This is a genomic window from Catenulispora acidiphila DSM 44928 (assembly GCF_000024025.1).
In the GTDB taxonomy this organism is placed as follows: Bacteria; Actinomycetota; Actinomycetes; order Streptomycetales; family Catenulisporaceae; genus Catenulispora; species Catenulispora acidiphila.
In genome coordinates this window covers 6,865,641-6,880,795 of the sequence record NC_013131.1, presented here as the reverse complement: position 1 = coordinate 6,880,795, position 15,155 = coordinate 6,865,641, and the positions used below count along the sequence as shown (strand labels likewise).

Annotated in this window: 14 protein-coding genes; 9 read left to right on the top strand and 5 right to left on the bottom strand. The window is 69.7% G+C overall.

From position 1 onward, the window contains the following. Nucleotides 1-9: 9 nt before the first annotated feature. Entirely contained in the window at nt 10-723 is a 714-nt protein-coding gene (locus tag CACI_RS29525) for a flavin reductase family protein (RefSeq protein ID WP_015794547.1), read from the bottom strand. Between the two features lie 65 nt (nt 724-788). On the opposite strand from CACI_RS29525, the gene CACI_RS29520 reads away from it, so the two are divergent. Both CACI_RS29520 and CACI_RS29515 read left to right on the top strand, forming a co-directional pair. After that, a complete protein-coding gene (locus tag CACI_RS29520) occupies nt 789-1,550 on the top strand; it encodes an ArsR/SmtB family transcription factor (protein WP_015794546.1) in 762 nt (253 codons plus the stop codon). A gap of 225 nt (nt 1,551-1,775) precedes the next feature. Next, the gene (locus CACI_RS29515) at nt 1,776-3,242 is read left to right on the top strand and encodes a choice-of-anchor P family protein (RefSeq protein WP_015794545.1); all 1,467 of its coding nucleotides are present in this window, start codon (nt 1,776-1,778) and stop codon (nt 3,240-3,242) included. Nucleotides 3,243-3,382: 140 nt separating this feature from the next. Here the strand turns inward: CACI_RS29515 and CACI_RS29510 are convergent, their stop codons facing one another. Together CACI_RS29510 and CACI_RS29505 are read right to left on the bottom strand one after the other, a co-directional pair. Next, a complete protein-coding gene (locus CACI_RS29510) occupies nt 3,383-3,928 on the bottom strand; it encodes a hypothetical protein (RefSeq protein ID WP_015794544.1) in 546 nt (181 codons plus the stop codon). A gap of 126 nt (nt 3,929-4,054) precedes the next feature. Beyond that, nucleotides 4,055-4,546, bottom strand: coding sequence for a nucleoside 2-deoxyribosyltransferase domain-containing protein (locus CACI_RS29505; protein ID WP_015794543.1), 492 nt, complete (start codon nt 4,544-4,546; stop codon nt 4,055-4,057). Nucleotides 4,547-4,663: 117 nt separating this feature from the next. Between CACI_RS29505 and CACI_RS29500 the strand changes: the two genes are divergently transcribed. Both CACI_RS29500 and CACI_RS53930 read left to right on the top strand, forming a co-directional pair. Beyond that, nucleotides 4,664-6,121: an alkaline phosphatase family protein gene (locus CACI_RS29500; protein ID WP_015794542.1), complete on the top strand. Its 1,458-nt coding sequence runs from the start codon at nt 4,664-4,666 to the stop codon at nt 6,119-6,121. Between the two features lie 353 nt (nt 6,122-6,474). Next, nucleotides 6,475-7,161: a transglycosylase family protein gene (locus CACI_RS53930; RefSeq protein WP_015794541.1), complete on the top strand. Its 687-nt coding sequence runs from the start codon at nt 6,475-6,477 to the stop codon at nt 7,159-7,161. Between the two features lie 135 nt (nt 7,162-7,296). Here the strand turns inward: CACI_RS53930 and CACI_RS29490 are convergent, their stop codons facing one another. Further along, on the bottom strand, nt 7,297-7,659 hold the full coding sequence (locus CACI_RS29490) for a hypothetical protein (protein ID WP_015794540.1): 363 nt from the start codon (nt 7,657-7,659) through the stop codon (nt 7,297-7,299). A 116-nt stretch (nt 7,660-7,775) separates the two neighbouring features. Further along, nucleotides 7,776-8,939, bottom strand: coding sequence for a pyridoxal phosphate-dependent aminotransferase (locus CACI_RS29485; RefSeq protein WP_015794539.1), 1,164 nt, complete (start codon nt 8,937-8,939; stop codon nt 7,776-7,778). A gap of 91 nt (nt 8,940-9,030) precedes the next feature. Here CACI_RS29485 and CACI_RS29480 point away from each other — a divergent pair, with 91 nt between their 5' ends. From CACI_RS29480 to CACI_RS29460, 5 genes are all read left to right on the top strand, one after another. Then, entirely contained in the window at nt 9,031-9,957 is a 927-nt protein-coding gene (locus CACI_RS29480; RefSeq protein ID WP_015794538.1) for an LLM class F420-dependent oxidoreductase, read from the top strand. 30 nt (nt 9,958-9,987) lie between these two features. Then, nucleotides 9,988-10,857, top strand: a complete 870-nt coding sequence (locus CACI_RS29475) for a pentapeptide repeat-containing protein (RefSeq protein ID WP_015794537.1) — start codon at nt 9,988-9,990, stop codon at nt 10,855-10,857. 606 nt (nt 10,858-11,463) lie between these two features. Beyond that, entirely contained in the window at nt 11,464-12,624 is a 1,161-nt protein-coding gene (locus CACI_RS29470; protein ID WP_015794536.1) for a sugar ABC transporter substrate-binding protein, read from the top strand. Nucleotides 12,625-12,830: 206 nt separating this feature from the next. Further along, the gene (locus tag CACI_RS29465) at nt 12,831-13,772 is read left to right on the top strand and encodes an ATP-binding cassette domain-containing protein (protein WP_015794535.1); all 942 of its coding nucleotides are present in this window, start codon (nt 12,831-12,833) and stop codon (nt 13,770-13,772) included. Next, nucleotides 13,769-15,085, top strand: coding sequence for a sugar ABC transporter permease (locus CACI_RS29460; RefSeq protein ID WP_015794534.1), 1,317 nt, complete (start codon nt 13,769-13,771; stop codon nt 15,083-15,085). The genes CACI_RS29465 and CACI_RS29460 overlap by 4 nt, the downstream gene beginning before the upstream one ends. Nucleotides 15,086-15,155: the final 70 nt, after the last annotated feature.

The window sequence follows — 15,155 nt, the reverse complement described above, 5'->3', positions numbered from 1 at the left end:
AGATCGCTACTAACGGGTATGCGAGTCCTGAGATGCGGCGCCGCGCGGGGTCTGGCTGCGCCAGGTGTGCCCGAGTTCGCCGCCGAGCCCGAAGTAGTGGCGGAAGTTGTAGATCAGCGGGCTCCACGCCGCCGGCTCCACGTGGTTCGTGCCCGGGATCACGATCGCCGGATCGGCGTGCACCTTGAGCACGTGCGCCTCGACGATGAGGAAGTCCTCGGTGACGTCCGGCAGCGCCCGCGCCACAGCGGCTTCGAACTGCAGCCCGCACTCGGCGACCCGCGGCGGGATGACAACCTCCGACTCCTGGGATGTGAACCCTGATACACCGAACTTGTCAGGCTCGTACCGCATCCCCGCCGGTTTGCTCTCCGGGACCGGGAACCGTCCGGTCACCCCCGCCAGGCTCTCGATCCGGCGCCACAGATGCGGTCCGGGGACGTTGATCACGATCTGCGGGCGGCGCGCGAGGTTGTACGCGGTCTGCCCCTCAGCGCCGAGGCCCAGGACGATCGTGGACCCGAGGGCCCAGGCCGAGGAGATCGGCGCCAGGTTGGCCGAGCCGTCGTCGTTCTCGGTGGACAGCAGCACCACCGGGGTGCCGAAGTAGAGGATCGACGGCTCGATCGCGACGTGGTCGGCCCGGTTGTCCCGGTCGGCCCGATCGGCCCGATCGGTGCCGGTCGTGCTCGGCGTGGTGCTCGTGCTGGTCGTGGTGCTCATGAGCCGACGGTAAGCAGCGGACGTTTCGGCCGCCGCCGAACGGTGGCCGGACGATAATCGCTGGTATGAGCACTACCGGCCCTGTCACCACTGACGCGGCGAGCCCCGCGAACCCCCTGCTGGCCGGCGCCGACCTGGCCGCCATCGCCCGCCTGCTGGCCGACGGCACCCGCGCCACGTTCTGCCTGGCCCTGCTCGACGGCCGCGCCTGGACCCCGACCGAACTGGCGCGGCACGCCGGCGTCGCGGCGTCCACCGCCACCGAGCACCTGAACGCGATGGTCGCCGGCGGCCTGCTCGCCGAGGAACGCCAAGGCCGGCACCGCTACGTCCGCCTCGCCGACCAGCAGATCGCCGAACTGATCGAGACCCTGGCCGCCGCCGCCCCGGTCCGTTCCGCACCGCCGCCGCGCACGCTGTCCGCCGACAGCCGCCGGCGCGCGCTGGCCCACGCCCGCACCTGCTACGACCACCTCGCCGGGCGCGTCGGCGTGGCGATCGCGGACGCGATGACCGAGCGCGAGCTGGTCGACTGGGAGCACGGTCTGAGCCTGACCCCGGACGGCGCGCGCTGGCTGGCCGAACTCGGGATCGAGGTCCCGACCGCCGCCAAGCGCCCGGCGCTGCGCCCCTGCCTGGACTGGACCGAACGCCGCCCGCATCTGGCCGGCGCCGTCGGCGCGGCGCTGTGCGGCCACGCTCTGGACAAGGGCTGGATCAAGCGCGTCGGGACCACGCGCGCGGTGTTGGTGACGCCGGCCGGACGCGAGATCCTCGCCGCGCGGCTCGGGCTGTCCGAACAGGTGCTGACACCGTCCGCGCACTGAATCAGTTCTCTGATTCATCCGCCGGTCGCCGCCGGTCGGCGCGGTATGCGGCATGAGTGTGGCGGACGGCGAATCGCCGCGCCAGGCAACGCCCGGCCCGCGCCCGAGCGACGGTGAATCAGAGCTCGTATAGGTTCACCGGCGCGCGGCTGCCACGTCCGTATTAGGGGTCTTAGTGGGGCAGGCGTCCGCGCGGGAGTCCTTATCGGGTGGAAGAAGGGGTGGATGATGTCAGCAACCACGACCGGCTTGCGAAGAGCCCTGGCGTTCCTCGGAATGCTGGCGCTCGCCTGCGCCGCGGTCGTCGTCGGACCCGCGGGCCGGGCGCACGCCGCGGCGAACGTCGCCGTGCAGGTCGGCTACGCCGACAACCTGCGCGCGAATCCCAACAACTTCCCGACGCCGTGGGAGGGCGCGCCGGATGTCACCTACGGCGGCTGCACCGGCGGGTGCACCTTCGACGCCGGCGCGGTGCGGCTGATCAACAACACCGGGGTCAACGTCAGCGTCGACTACGTCAAGGTGAGCTTCGGCACCTGCGTGTACGACATCTGGCGGCACAACGTCCCGCTCGGTCCGAACGGGCAGTACATCATCACCCAGACGATCAACTCCTTCAGCGCCGGCTGCACCTCCGACGGCTCCTTCGACACCTCCGACATCGGGCCGAACGGCGCCGACTGGTCCGGGCACTGCGACCAGTCCGGCGTGGTCCCGCTCGTCACGGTCTCCATCGACGGCGTGGTCAGCACGTTCAACGACACCGGCAAGATCCTGAACACCGGCGGCGTCGACGGCGCCAGCTGCGGCATGGGCAACGAGTCCCAGCAGTGGGCACCGGTCGGCAGCGTCTCCTGCCCGGGATCGGTGCTGTCGCTGGCGCCGCCGCAGCAGGACCGCGCGGTCGGATCGCAGGCCTCTGTCACCGCCAACTACGTCAACAGCTGCGGCGACCCGCTGCAGGGCGCGCCGATCACCTTCGCCGTGCTCAGCGGCCCGAACGCCGGCCTGACCAAAGCAGTCTCCACCGACGCCTCGGGCAACGCGACGCTGACCTACACCGGCACGGCAGCGGGGACCGACACCCTCCAGGCCTCCACGGCGAACCCGGCCGGCACGGTCACCTCCAACACTGTCCAGGTGATCTGGCAGATCCTGTTGACCGGCCACGCCTTCGGCCTGAAATCCTCCGGCCTGGTCGGCATCGCGCCGACACCCGAGGCCGGACCGGTGGCCACGACCGTCGCCACGGCCAGCTCGCCGCCGTGCGTGGTGACCCTCAGCGGCCTGATCAACGCCGGCACGCTGTGCGCCAACGTCTCCACCGCGGTGAACCCGGACTCCTCCACCGCCAACGCCTCGGTGCAGCGCGTCGGCATCGGCCTGCTCGGTCTGCCGGCGATCCAGATCGGCGCGGTGACCTCCACCTCGCACATGGTCTGCGCGGGCGGCGCCGGCGGCGCGACCGTCGCCTCCATCACGGTGGGCGGGATCGCCGTCCCGGTCAGCATCACCCCGGGACCGAACACCACGGTGAACGTGCTGGGGATCAAGCTGATCCTGAACGAGCAGATCGCCACCGGCTCCGGCGGCGACCACGCGCTGACGGTCAACGCGGTGCACGTGATCGTGCCCGGGCTGCTGGACACGATCGTGGCGTCCTCGACCAGCGACATCCACGGGTGTGTCTGAGTACTGAGAACCGGTGTGTCTGAGTACTGATACACGTGCTGATTACGTGCCCAGACAGCCGTGAACGCAAGGCGGTCCGGCCGGAATCCCCGGCCGGACCGTCTCTACCGCTTCCCCGTGTTGTCTTCTCGCGACCTGGGTCAGCCCTCGCAGGCCGTGGCCATCGCGGTCGCGTCGTTCACCATCGAGGTGGTGTCGGGCGCCTTGCCGGCGGCGGCCTGGGTGGCGACGTTGACGTAGTCGTCGCCGACCTTCTTGATCGCCGCGGCGGCGGTCGGGTTGGTGGACTTGCCGGCGTCGGCGTGGAGCTTGTCGCCGATGGCCTTGATCGCCGCCAGCGCGCCCGCCGGGTCGCTGCCGGCGTTGCTCATCGCGGTCGTGCCGCTGGTGACGTCCGACTCCGCGGCCGAGCAGCCCGGGTCGTTGCTGTTGCCGGTCAGGCCGCCGCTGCTGCTGGAGTCGTCCGAGGAGGAGGAGCTGCTGCTGCTGGAGTCGTCCGAGGAGGAGCTGCTGGACGAGCCGCCGGTGGACGCCGCCGTGGAGTGGGACGTGCTCCCGCCCAGCGGGTTCGAGGTGCTGCCGCCGGCAGCCGGAGTGGTGCCGGACGAAGCACAGCCCCCGAGCAGAATGATGGATGACGCCAGGGCCGTGCCGACGAGAATCCGGACGCCACGCGTGGTGGACATTGGTGGTACCCCCATTGTTGTTGGACGTGCGAAGTGCTTCGCCACGCTACCGCAACGGGTTGACGGCGAGTGCACAGACGAGAGGGTTAACCCTAAATACCGGCCTCAAACGTAGACGGTTCGAGATCATTGTGTGACGTCGATCATTGAGATGATCTCCATCGCCGCTGCGACCGTGTCAGCCATCGTCTCCGTCACGGCTACGCCCAACCTGCGCGCCAGGCGGATCAGGTAGCGATTCCTTTCCGGATTCGGGCACTCCGGCGGGCAGCCGAGCACCGTTCGGCCGGAGCCCGCGACGAATCCGAACTCCACGTTCGTGGTGAATCCCGGCAGAGTGCGCAGATCTCGGGGGATCCAGAACAGAATCGCCGAAGCCCGGTCCAAACCCTCCCATTCCCATTCGATCTGGTCCTCGTACTCGGTTTCGCGCAGACCGCCGGGGTTCTCCGGCACCAGGATGTGCAGCGTCCGCGGCGCCTGCCATGCCGCGTCCAAAGCCTGAATCGCTTGCGGACGCCAGGAAGCGACGGTCTTGGAGCGCGGGGTCGGACCGGCCAGGAAGACGCTCGGTCCGGACGGGATGGGCTCGCGGGCCCAGACAACGGAAACGGTCACGCCGCCATCATCCGGCACCGGCGGGCAGCCGGACGTTCTCCCCGAATCCACCGTCGGCGATTACCTTGCCAGGGGAGGACGCCATCTCAGTCCTCTGGGAAAGACAGGAGCCCGCGCATGTCACTGACCCGCCGCCGCCTGCTGACCACCACCGCCGCCGCCACCTCGGCGCTGTCGCTGCCGGCCTCGCTGACCAAGGCGATGGCCGCCGCCGCCCCGGATCTGCGGCTGCACTCGCTCGACCAGATCGAGCACGTCATGATCCTGATGCAGGAGAACCGCAGCTTCGACCACTACTACGGCACGATGTCCGGAGTCCGGGGGTTCGACGACCGCGAGGCGATCCGCCTGCCGGACGGCCGTCCGGTCTTCTACCAGCCGGACCCGGCCAACCCCGACGGCTACACCCTGCCGTTCCGCGTCGACACCACCAAGACCAGCGGAGCCAAGTACCCGAGCACCGACCACGGCTGGCACGCCCAGCACACCTCGTGGAACGGCGGCGCGATGGACGGCTGGATGGCCGCGCACCGCGCCACCGACGGCGGCCCGTGGTCCATGGGCTACCTGACCAAGCAGGATCTGCCGTTCCACTACGCGCTCGCCGACGCCTTCACGATCTGCGACAACTACCACTGCTCGGTCTTCGGGCCGACGCATCCCAACCGGCTGTTCGCGATCAGCGGCACCAACGACCCGGACGGCGCGGCCGGCGGGCCGGTGGTGAGCAACGCCAACCCGGCGCCGTTCCGCTGGACCACCTACGCCGAGCGCCTGGAGGCCGCGGGCATCAGCTGGCGCTACTACGTCCCCAACACCGCGGGCTCGGACCTCGGCTGGTTCCAGCAGTTCCAGCAGGCGCCGCAGGATTCGTCCTTGTGGATCAACGGGATGCAGCCGCGGCCGCCGCAGGCGATCGCCGACGACATCGCCAACGGCGACCTGCCCGCCGTCAGCTGGCTGAACTCGCAGTACATGCCCTCGATCGGGCTGCCGGAGGCCAGCGAGCACCCGCCGGGGCTGCCCGGCGCCGGCGCGAACTACATCTGGGACGTGCTGGACGCGCTCGGGCAGCACCCTCAGGTGTGGGCCAAGACGCTGCTGATCATCACCTACGACGAGAACGACGGTCTGTTCGACCACGTGCCGCCGCCGACCGCGCCGCCCGGGACGCCGGGGGAGTGGATCACGGTGGACCCGCTGCCGGCGGAGTGCCAGGGCATCGCCGGTCCCGCCGGGCTCGGGTTCCGGGTGCCGACGCTGGTCATCTCGCCGTGGAGCGCCGGCGGCTACGTCTGCTCGGAGCTGTTCGACCACACCTCGACGCTGCGGTTCCTGGAGCGGCGGTTCGGGGTGTGGGAGCCGAACATCAGCCAGTGGCGGCGCCATACCGTCGGTGACATGACCAGGACGCTGCGTATGTCCCGTCCGGACACCTCGTTCCCGAAGCTGCCGGACGCCGCGGCGCTGTACCAGCAGGAGCTGACCGAGGTCGCGACGCTGCCCGCGCCGGTACCGCCGACGGCGCAGCGGATGCCGCGCCAGGACCCCGGACACCGCCGCCGAGTGGGGTGAATCGTCCCGTTTTGCGCGCTCCGAAAAGGCCCTGAGAACACTTCAGGGCCTTTCCGGTTTCCTTTGCCCCGCCGGTGATCCGGCCGCCACGGATCGTGAGATCTGTCGCCGAAGACACCCATATCCCTTACGGCCGGTGCGTCCTATATCAACTGCATGTCATCGTTCTTGTGATTTGGTCAGGCTTGTGCTTACCGTCTGGGGCATGCCCCGCCGCGAGCGGGGACCTCGCCGGCCGGCACGCCCCTTCCTGCCCCGGACCGCGAGAGTCATCTGCCATCGACCCCCGTGAGCGGAGCAGGAGGCGGGCGCACCGCGCCCTCCGGCGTGGCGGAGAGAGTTGCTCGGCGAACATGTTCACCCTGTCCAGCCGCAAGAAGACCGGAATCGTCGTGGCCTCCGTGGCCGGCGCCGCCGTCGTCCTGCCCGCCCTGCTGGCCTCCACCGCCAGCGCGGCCAGCGTCTCCACCTGGGACCAGGTCGCCGCCTGCGAAAGCGGCGGCAACTGGGCCATCAACACCGGCAACGGCTACTACGGCGGCCTCCAGTTCTCCACCAGCTCCTGGCTCGGCGCCGGCGGCGGCCAGTACGCCCCCCGAGCCGACCTGGCCACCAAGGACCAGCAGATAGCCATCGCCGAGCACCTCCTGGCCTCCCAGGGCCCCGGCGCCTGGCCCGTCTGCGGCCCCCGCGCCGGCCTCACCGCCGGCAGCGCCGCACCCGCCGTGAACCCCGGCACCGCGAGCACCTCCACCACGCAGACGCAGACCCAGACGCAGCAGGCGCCCAAGCCGCAGACCCAGCCGGCGCCCAAGCAGCAGACCCAGTCCTGGACCGCGCCGAAGCAGAACACCCAGCCGGCTCCCGCCCCGCAGACCCAGCCGACCGGCGCGACCTACGTCATCAAGACCGGCGACACCCTGTCCCAGATCGCCGTCACCCACCACGTCGCCGGCGGCTGGCAGACCCTGTTCCAGCTGAACAAGGGCCAGATCAGCAACCCGAACCTGATCTTCCCGGGCCAGGTCGTCAAGCTCTGAGGAGCTTCGGGCTCTGAGAAAGATCGAGCTCTGAGAAACGCTGAGCCCTGAGAACCTGTGAGCTCTGCGAGCTTCGCGGTCCCGGTCTGCCTCGTGCGGACCGGGACCGCGGCGTCCTATTCGAGGCCTTGTTTCTCAGCTGCTCCGCCCCGTCGCCACCGCGTCCAGCACACGCTTGAGTGTCGTCCCAGCATCCTGTGTCGCAGAGTCCATGATGAGGTGCGGCTCGGACCACGCCTCCGAGGCTTGCGGCAACCCGCCGATACCGGTCCCGCCCTCGACCTCATGACCGGTCGCGTCGGTCACCACGTCCAGTCCGAGCTGCAGCTGCCGAGCGAGCGCGCCGACGAGCATCATCTCCGCCACCGGAGTCTGATTCTCGTTAGTCACATTCCGGAACGGCGTCAGCGTCCCGAGTTGCCACTCCATGGAGAACACCGGCGCGCGCAGCTCCCGAGCCAGTCCTTCGGCGAGCGTGCTCTTGCCCGCACCCGGCACCCTAACGACCAGGATCGCGACCGGCGTCGCAGAAGGGTCCAGGGGCGTCAGCCGTTCAGCGCGCCAACCGGAGCCCGAGTGCTTTCGCTGACGGCGAACAGCTCGCCGCGCTCGCGCTACCCCTTCAGACGCCCCAGGCGCTCGACGGCTTCGGTCAGGACCTCGTCCTTCTTGCAGAAGGCGAAGCGGACCAGGCTGCGGGCGGCTTCGGTGTCGTCGTAGAAGACCTGGTTGGGGATGGCTACGACGCCGCAGCGTTCGGGGAGTTCGCGGCAGAAGTCCATGCCGCCCTTGGGGGTCAGGGCGCTGATGTCGGTGGTGATGAAGTAGGTGCCGTCTGGGCGGAAGACTTCGAAGCCGGCTGCGGTCAGGCCGTCGGCGAGGAGGTCGCGTTTGCGTTCCAGGTCGGTGCGCAGGGTGCTGAAGTATGCGTCCGGTAGGGCCAGTGCTGTTGCGGCGGCGTACTGGAACGGGCCGCTGGCGACGTAGGTGAGGAACTGCTTGGCGCTGCGGACTGCGGAGACCAGTGCCGGGGGCGCTGTTACCCAGCCGACCTTCCAGCCGGTGAAGGAGAAGGTTTTGCCGGCTGAGCCGATGGTCACCGTGCGCTCGCGCATGCCGGGCAGGGTCGCCAGGGGGATGTGCTCCGGGCCGAAGGTCAGGTGTTCGTAGACCTCGTCGGTGACGACCAGGAGGTCGCGTTCGCGGACGAGCTGCGCGATGGCCTCGGATTCCGCGCGGGTGAGGACCATGCCGGTCGGGTTGTGCGGGGTGTTCAGCAGGAGCAGGCGGGTGCGGTCGGTCACGGCGGCGCGCAGGGCGTCCAGGTCCGGGCGGAAGTGCGGGGGGCGCAGGGTCACCGGGACGCGGACGCCGCCGGCCATGGCGATGCACGCGGTGTAGGAGTCGTAGTAGGGCTCGAACGCCACCACTTCGTCGCCCGGCTCGAGCAGGGCCAGCATCGCCGCCGCGATGGCCTCGGTGGCGCCGGCGGTGATGAGGACCTCGGTGTCGGGGTCGAAGTCCAGGCCGTAGAAGCGTTTCTGGTGCGCGGCGACGGCGGTGCGCAGCTCCGGGATGCCGGGTCCGGGCGGGTACTGGTTGCCGCGTCCGGACAGCACTGCCTCGGCGGCGGCGCGCTTGATCTCCTCGGGCCCGTCGGTGTCGGGGAAGCCCTGGCCGAGGTTGATCGAGCCGGTCGCGACGGCCAGCGCGGACATCTCGGCGAAGATCGTGGTGCCCATCGGGGCCAGGCGGCTGTTGAGGTAGGGCAGGCGCATACCGCCATCCTGCCGTACCGGCGCCGCCACGACCGGGCAGGACCGGCCCGGGCGTCCTCGGGGACGGTCCGCGGTGTGCGAGGCTTGCCCCATGGACTTGCGCATCTTCACCGAGCCACAGCAGGGCGCTTCGTACGACACGCTCCTCACCGTCGCCAAGGCCGCCGAGGACCTGGGCTTCGACGCGTTCTTCCGTTCCGACCACTACCTGAAGATGGGCGAGGTGACCGGCGAGCCCGGTCCCACCGACGCCTGGATCACCCTGGCCGGCCTGGCCCGCGACACCCGCCGCATCAAGCTCGGCACGCTGGTCAGCCCGGCCACCTTCCGGCTGCCCGGCCCGCTGGCGATCTCCGTCGCGCAGGTCGACGCCATGGCCGGTCCGGGCCGTGTCGAGCTGGGTCTGGGTACCGGTTGGTTCGAGGACGAGCACACCGCCTACGGCATCCCCTTCCCGGAGAAGCGCTTCGGGCTCCTGGAGGAGCAGCTGGAGATCATCACCGGGCTCTGGAACACCCCCGACGGCGCCACCTACACCTTCAAGGGCGAGCACTACGCCGTCTCGGAGTCCCCGGCGCTGCCCAAGCCGGCCACCAAGCCGCACCCGCCGATCATCCTCGGCGGCGGCGGCCCGAAGCGCACCCCGCGCCTGGCCGCCCGCTACGCCAGCGAGTTCAACACCTCCTTCCGCCCCTTCGACGACAGCGACAAGCTGTTCACCACCGTGCGCGAGGCGGTGAGCGCCAACGGCCGCTCGCCGGAGTCGATGACGTACTCCGCCGCCCTGGTCGCCTGCGTCGGCCGCGACGAGGCCGAGTTCGCCAAGCGCGCCGCCGCGATCGGCCGCGAGCCGGCCGAGCTGCGCGAGAACGGACTGGCCGGCACGCCGGGAGAGGTTGTGGAGAAGATCGGGCGCTACGCCGGCATCGGCGCGCAGCGCCTGTACCTGCAGTTCCTCGACCTGCAGGACCTGGACCACATGGAGCTCATCGCCTCCGACGTGATGCGCCAGCTCTAGGGCTGGAGGTAGGGACAGGCGCCGCTTCCCATGCAGGGCAACGAAAGCACGGAGCGCGCGGAGCGCAAGGAGCACCCCGAGCGCACCGAGCGCACCAGTCGTGCCGATCTCGCGGCCGACTGCGCGAACTGCTTCGCGCTGTGCTGCGTGGGGCTGGCGTTCACGGCGTCCCAGGACTTCGCCGTCGACAAGTCCGCCGGGACGCCGTGCCCCAACCTGGCCGCCGACGACCGCTGCTCGATCCACACCGGACTGCGCGGCCGCGGCTTCCAGGGCTGCACGGTGTACGACTGCTTCGGCGCCGGCCAGAAGCTGTCGAGACAGACGTTCGGCGGCGTGTCGTGGCGCGAGGCGCCGCACAGCGCCCCGCAGATGTTCGCGGCGCTGCCGGTGATGCGCCAGCTGCACGAGATGCTGTGGTACCTGGCCGAGGCCGAGACGCTGGCCTCGGCCTCAGCCCTGCGCACCGAGGTCGGCTGGTCCGCCGAGGAGACCGAACGGCTGTCCCGGTTGCCGCTGGAGGATTTGTTGGCGCTGGACCTCTCCGCGCACCGCGCCGGCGTCAGCGAACTGCTTTCGGAAGTCAGCACCCTGACGCGCGCGGGCATCGGCGGCGGCCGGAAGAAGGACCGCCGCGGCGCGGACCTCATCGGCGCCCGGCTGGCAGGTGCGGACTTCCAAGGAGCGGACCTGCGCGGCGCTTACCTCATCGGCGCCGACCTCTCGGGCGCTGACCTGCGGCGGGCCGATCTGATCGGCGCCGATCTGCGCGATGCGAAGCTGGCCGGGGCGGATCTGACCGGCGCGATATTCCTGACGCAGACACAGCTGAACGCGGCGCTCGCAGATCAGGGTACGAAGATCCCCGACGGCCTCGCCCGACCCTCGCACTGGGCCTAGCCACCACGATTCCAGCGCGCAGGAGTTTGTTAGGAGCTTGTCGGCAAAGGTCGCGGACGGGCGGCCGGCGCAGGCTCTGGACTCCTCACTCCTTTGTCGAAGACATCAAAGGCGCGCTGCCTGAGATTTCGTCCGAAATCGGGATAAGGGCTACCTATCGCCCACGAGCGACTATTAGTGCACCAAGCATCCCGCAACATCGCGATCAAGGTTGCCCCCCGCCACCAATGCACCCTCGCCGGTCCCGTGCGCCTCGTCCGTCCAACACCAGCCGTCGCAACCGCACCGTCCGGGCGCATCGCGCGTTGAGCGTATTTGAGGTGCGCACCCCGGACCCCCGCCCGCCACCGCTCCCGGACCGGCGTTCCTACGAAACTTCGCAGAGCGCCCAGTTCCGGCCCCGACGAGGGGGTTGTCCGGGCCCGATGGCTGCTCTGTGTCATCGAATGGTTCTTACGTTGCCGTTTCGTGACGCGTTCATGGCGGATTCGTGTCCGCTACCTCATGGCGATCATGGTCCGGACCCGAATAGGTTTTGCGCGTCAACATATCGGCGGCGCCTCCCGGGGGTAGGCGACGTGCGGAACCAGAAAGGGGCAAGCTCCCATGCGTAAGGCGATACTCGCAATCACCGCACTCGGCGCCGCGGTTGCGTTGAGCGCAGCTGGATGCAGTAGCTCTAAGAGCAGCAGCAGCGGTTCCACCACGGGCGGTGGCAGCTCGACGACCAGCGCCGCTGCGGGCTCCAGCAGCAGCAGTAGCAGCAGTGGCACGCCCACGTACAAGAACAACAAGGTCGGCATCCTGCTGCCGGACACCAACTCCTCGCCGCGGTGGGTCAACTCCGACCCCGACGAGCTGAAGACGCAGTGCGCGCAGTACGGCCTGACCTGTGACATCCAGAACTCCAACGGTTCTGCCACGACGATGACCTCGCAGGCGCAGTCGATGCTGAACGAGGGCGTCGGCGTGCTGATGCTCACCAACCTGGACTCCGGCTCGGCCAAGGCGATCGAGGCGCAGGCGCAGGCCAAGGGCGTCGTCACCATCGACTACGACCGGCTCACGCTCGGCGGCACCGCGCAGTACTACGTCTCCTTCGACAACGTGGCCGTCGGCAAGGCGCAGGGCACCGCCCTGACCAAGTGCACCCAGGTCGCCGGCAAGACCGCGGTGAAGTACGTCGAGGAGGACGGCGCCGCGACCGACAACAACGCGACGCTGTTCAAGCAGGGCTACGACAGCGTGCTGAAGGCGCAGACCGGCTGGACCCAGGCCGGCGACCAGTCCGGCAACTGGGACAACCCGGCCGGCACCGCGCAGTCGGTGTTCCAGAAGCTGCTGCAGGGCGCTCCGGACCTGAACGCGGTCATGGTCGCCAACGACGAGATGGCCAACGCGGCCATCACCGTCCTGAAGCAGCAGGGCCTCAACGGCAAGGTGGCTGTCTCCGGCCAGGACGCGACCGCGACCGGTCTGCAGAACATCCTCAACGGCGACCAGTGCTTCACGATCTACAAGCCGGTCAAGGGCGAGGCCGACGTGGCCGTCAAGCTGGCCAGCCAGGTCCTGTCCGGCCAGAAGCCGACCGCGCCGGCCGTGGTCCACGACCCGACCGGCAACCGTGATGTCCCGTCCTACCTGGCGACCCCGGTCGTGGTGGACAAGTCCAACATCACCCTGCCGTTCACCGACGGCTACCAGAAGGCCGCCGACGTCTGCACCGGCGACTTCGCCGCCAAGTGCACGGCGGCCGGCATCAAGTAGCACCAAGCGACCCGCGGCGGCCGCATCGGGTTTCTCACTTCCGATGCTGTCGCCGCTGGTCAGTGCTCCGCGCGGGAGCTCTATAACCCCCCTGCGAAGCCCATACGGCGGTCCGGAGACGGTCGCTGAAGGCAAGACCGTTCGGGCTCGACCGCTCTGGCTCGACCGTTCGATTGCTGGGCGTCATGAGTTGAGAGAGGTGTGAGGTGACGGAAACAACCACGTCCGCGGCACCCCGGACGGCGGGGTCGGGCGAGCCGATCCTTCAGTTGCGGAGTGTCAACAAGTCCTTCGGCCCGGTCCATGTGCTGCAGGACGTCGACTTCGAGGCGCACGCCGGAGAGGTCACCGCCCTGGTCGGCGACAACGGCGCCGGCAAGTCCACGCTGGTCAAGTGCATCGGTGGCACGTACTCCATCGACAGCGGCGACTACGTCTTCGAGGGCAACGACGTCAAGGTCCACGACCCGCGCGACGCCGCCGCGCTGGGCATCGAGATCGTCTACCAGGACCTCGCGCTGTGCGAGAACCTGGACATCGTCGGCAACATGTTCCTGGGCCGCGAGCGCGTCTCCGGCTGGCGCACGCTGGATGAGAACGCCATGGAGCGCCTGGCCGGGGAGACCCTGGCCGGCCTGTCGGTCCGCACCGTGAAGTCGCTGCGCCAGCAGGTCTCCAGCCTGTCCGGCGGCCAGCGCCAGACGGTCGCGATCGCCAAGTCCGTGCTGTGGAACTCCAAGGTCGTCATCCTCGACGAGCCGACCGCCGCGCTCGGCGTGGCCCAGACCGCGCAGGTCCTGGAACTGGTGCGCCGGCTGGCCGACCGCGGCCACGCGGTCATCCTGATCTCGCACAACATGCGCGACGTGCTCGAGGTCTCCGACCGCATCGCCGCGCTGTACCTGGGGCGGATGGCCGCTCAGGTCAAGCGCTCCGAGGTGACCCAGACCCAGATCGTCGAGCTGATCACCGCCGGCCGCTCCGGGGACCTGGGCCTGCAGCCCGGCGCCAACGGCAACGGCGCCAACGGCAACGGCCTCAACGCCGCCGGCGGCACCGGGGTCTCCGACGCCCTGAGCGCGGCCGAGGCGAACCAGGGCGAGCAGGCCTCCAACGAATCCGACGGAACCGACGGGGTGACGGCATGACCGCTACCGAGAACCCGACCGGCACCGCGACCGCCACCGGCGAGACGGTTCCGGAGACCGGCGCGGCCGGCACGCTCTTGGCCTACGGCCGCAACCGCCTCGAGCGCGCCCGCGGCGGCGAGCTGGGCTCCATGCCCGCCGTGGCCGGGCTGGTCGTCCTGGTCATCTTCTTCGCGATCGTGCAGAACGGCTTCCTGTCGCTGTACAACATCGCCAACCTGGTCACCCAGGCCGCACCGATCATCGTGCTGGCCATGGGCCTGATCTTCGTCCTGCTGCTGGGCGAGATCGACCTGAGCGCGGGCACCGCCTCCGGCGTGTGCGCGGCGCTGATGGCGGTCATGATCGTGCGGCACAGCCTGCCGTGGTACGTGGCCGTGCTGGCCGCGATCGTCACCGGCGCGGTCCTGGGCTTCCTGATCGGATGGCTGCGCGCCAAGGTGCGCATCCCCTCCTTCGTGGTCACCCTGGCCGCGTTCCTGTCCTTCCAGGGCATCGTGCTGATGCAGGTCGGCAAGGCCGGCTCGATCTCCCTGCCGGACCAGGCCGCCAAGCCGATCATCACGCTCGAGGGCTACAACAACAACCTGATGCCGCTGTGGCTGGGCTGGGTCATGCTGGCCGTGGTGGCCGGCGGCTACGCCCTGGTCAAGCTGCGCATCGCGGTGAGCCGGCGCTCGGCGGGCCTGGAGGCCGAGCCGGCCCTGGTGACCTTCGCCAAGACGCTGCTGATGCTCATCCTCGGGGCGGTGTTCGTCTACCTGCTCGGCGAGAACCGCGCGATCCAGCAGAACGCCTTCTTCAACAACCTGAAGATCGAGGGCATCCCCTGGGTCGTCCTGCTGCTGATCGTCCTGACGGTGGGCCTGACCTTCCTGCTCAGCCGCACCCGGTACGGGCGCCACGTCTACGCCGTCGGCGGCAACGACGAGGCCTCGCGCCGGGCCGGTATCCGGGTCGACCGGATCCGGATCTCGGTGTTCGTGATCTGCTCCACGCTGGCCGCGGTGGCCGGTGTCGTGCAGGCCTCGCAGCTGGAGTCGGTGGCCTCGAACTTCGGCGCCGGCAACACCCTGCTCCTCGCCGTCGGCGCGGCCGTCATCGGTGGCACCAGCCTGTTCGGCGGACGCGGCCGCATCATGGACGCCGTGTGGGGCGGCCTGGTGGTGGCGGTGATCCAGAACGGTATGGGCGACCTGATCAAGGGCGCGAACAGCCAGGCCTGGCAGTGGATCGTCACCGGTCTGGTGCTGCTCCTCGCGGCCGGGTTCGACGCGACCTCGCGCCGCGTCGGCCGAGGCGACTCGCACTGAGGCGGTGAGTCAGCCGGTCTCGGTTCATCAAGGTCCGGGACCGGCTGAAACCGGCCCACAGAGCGGGGAA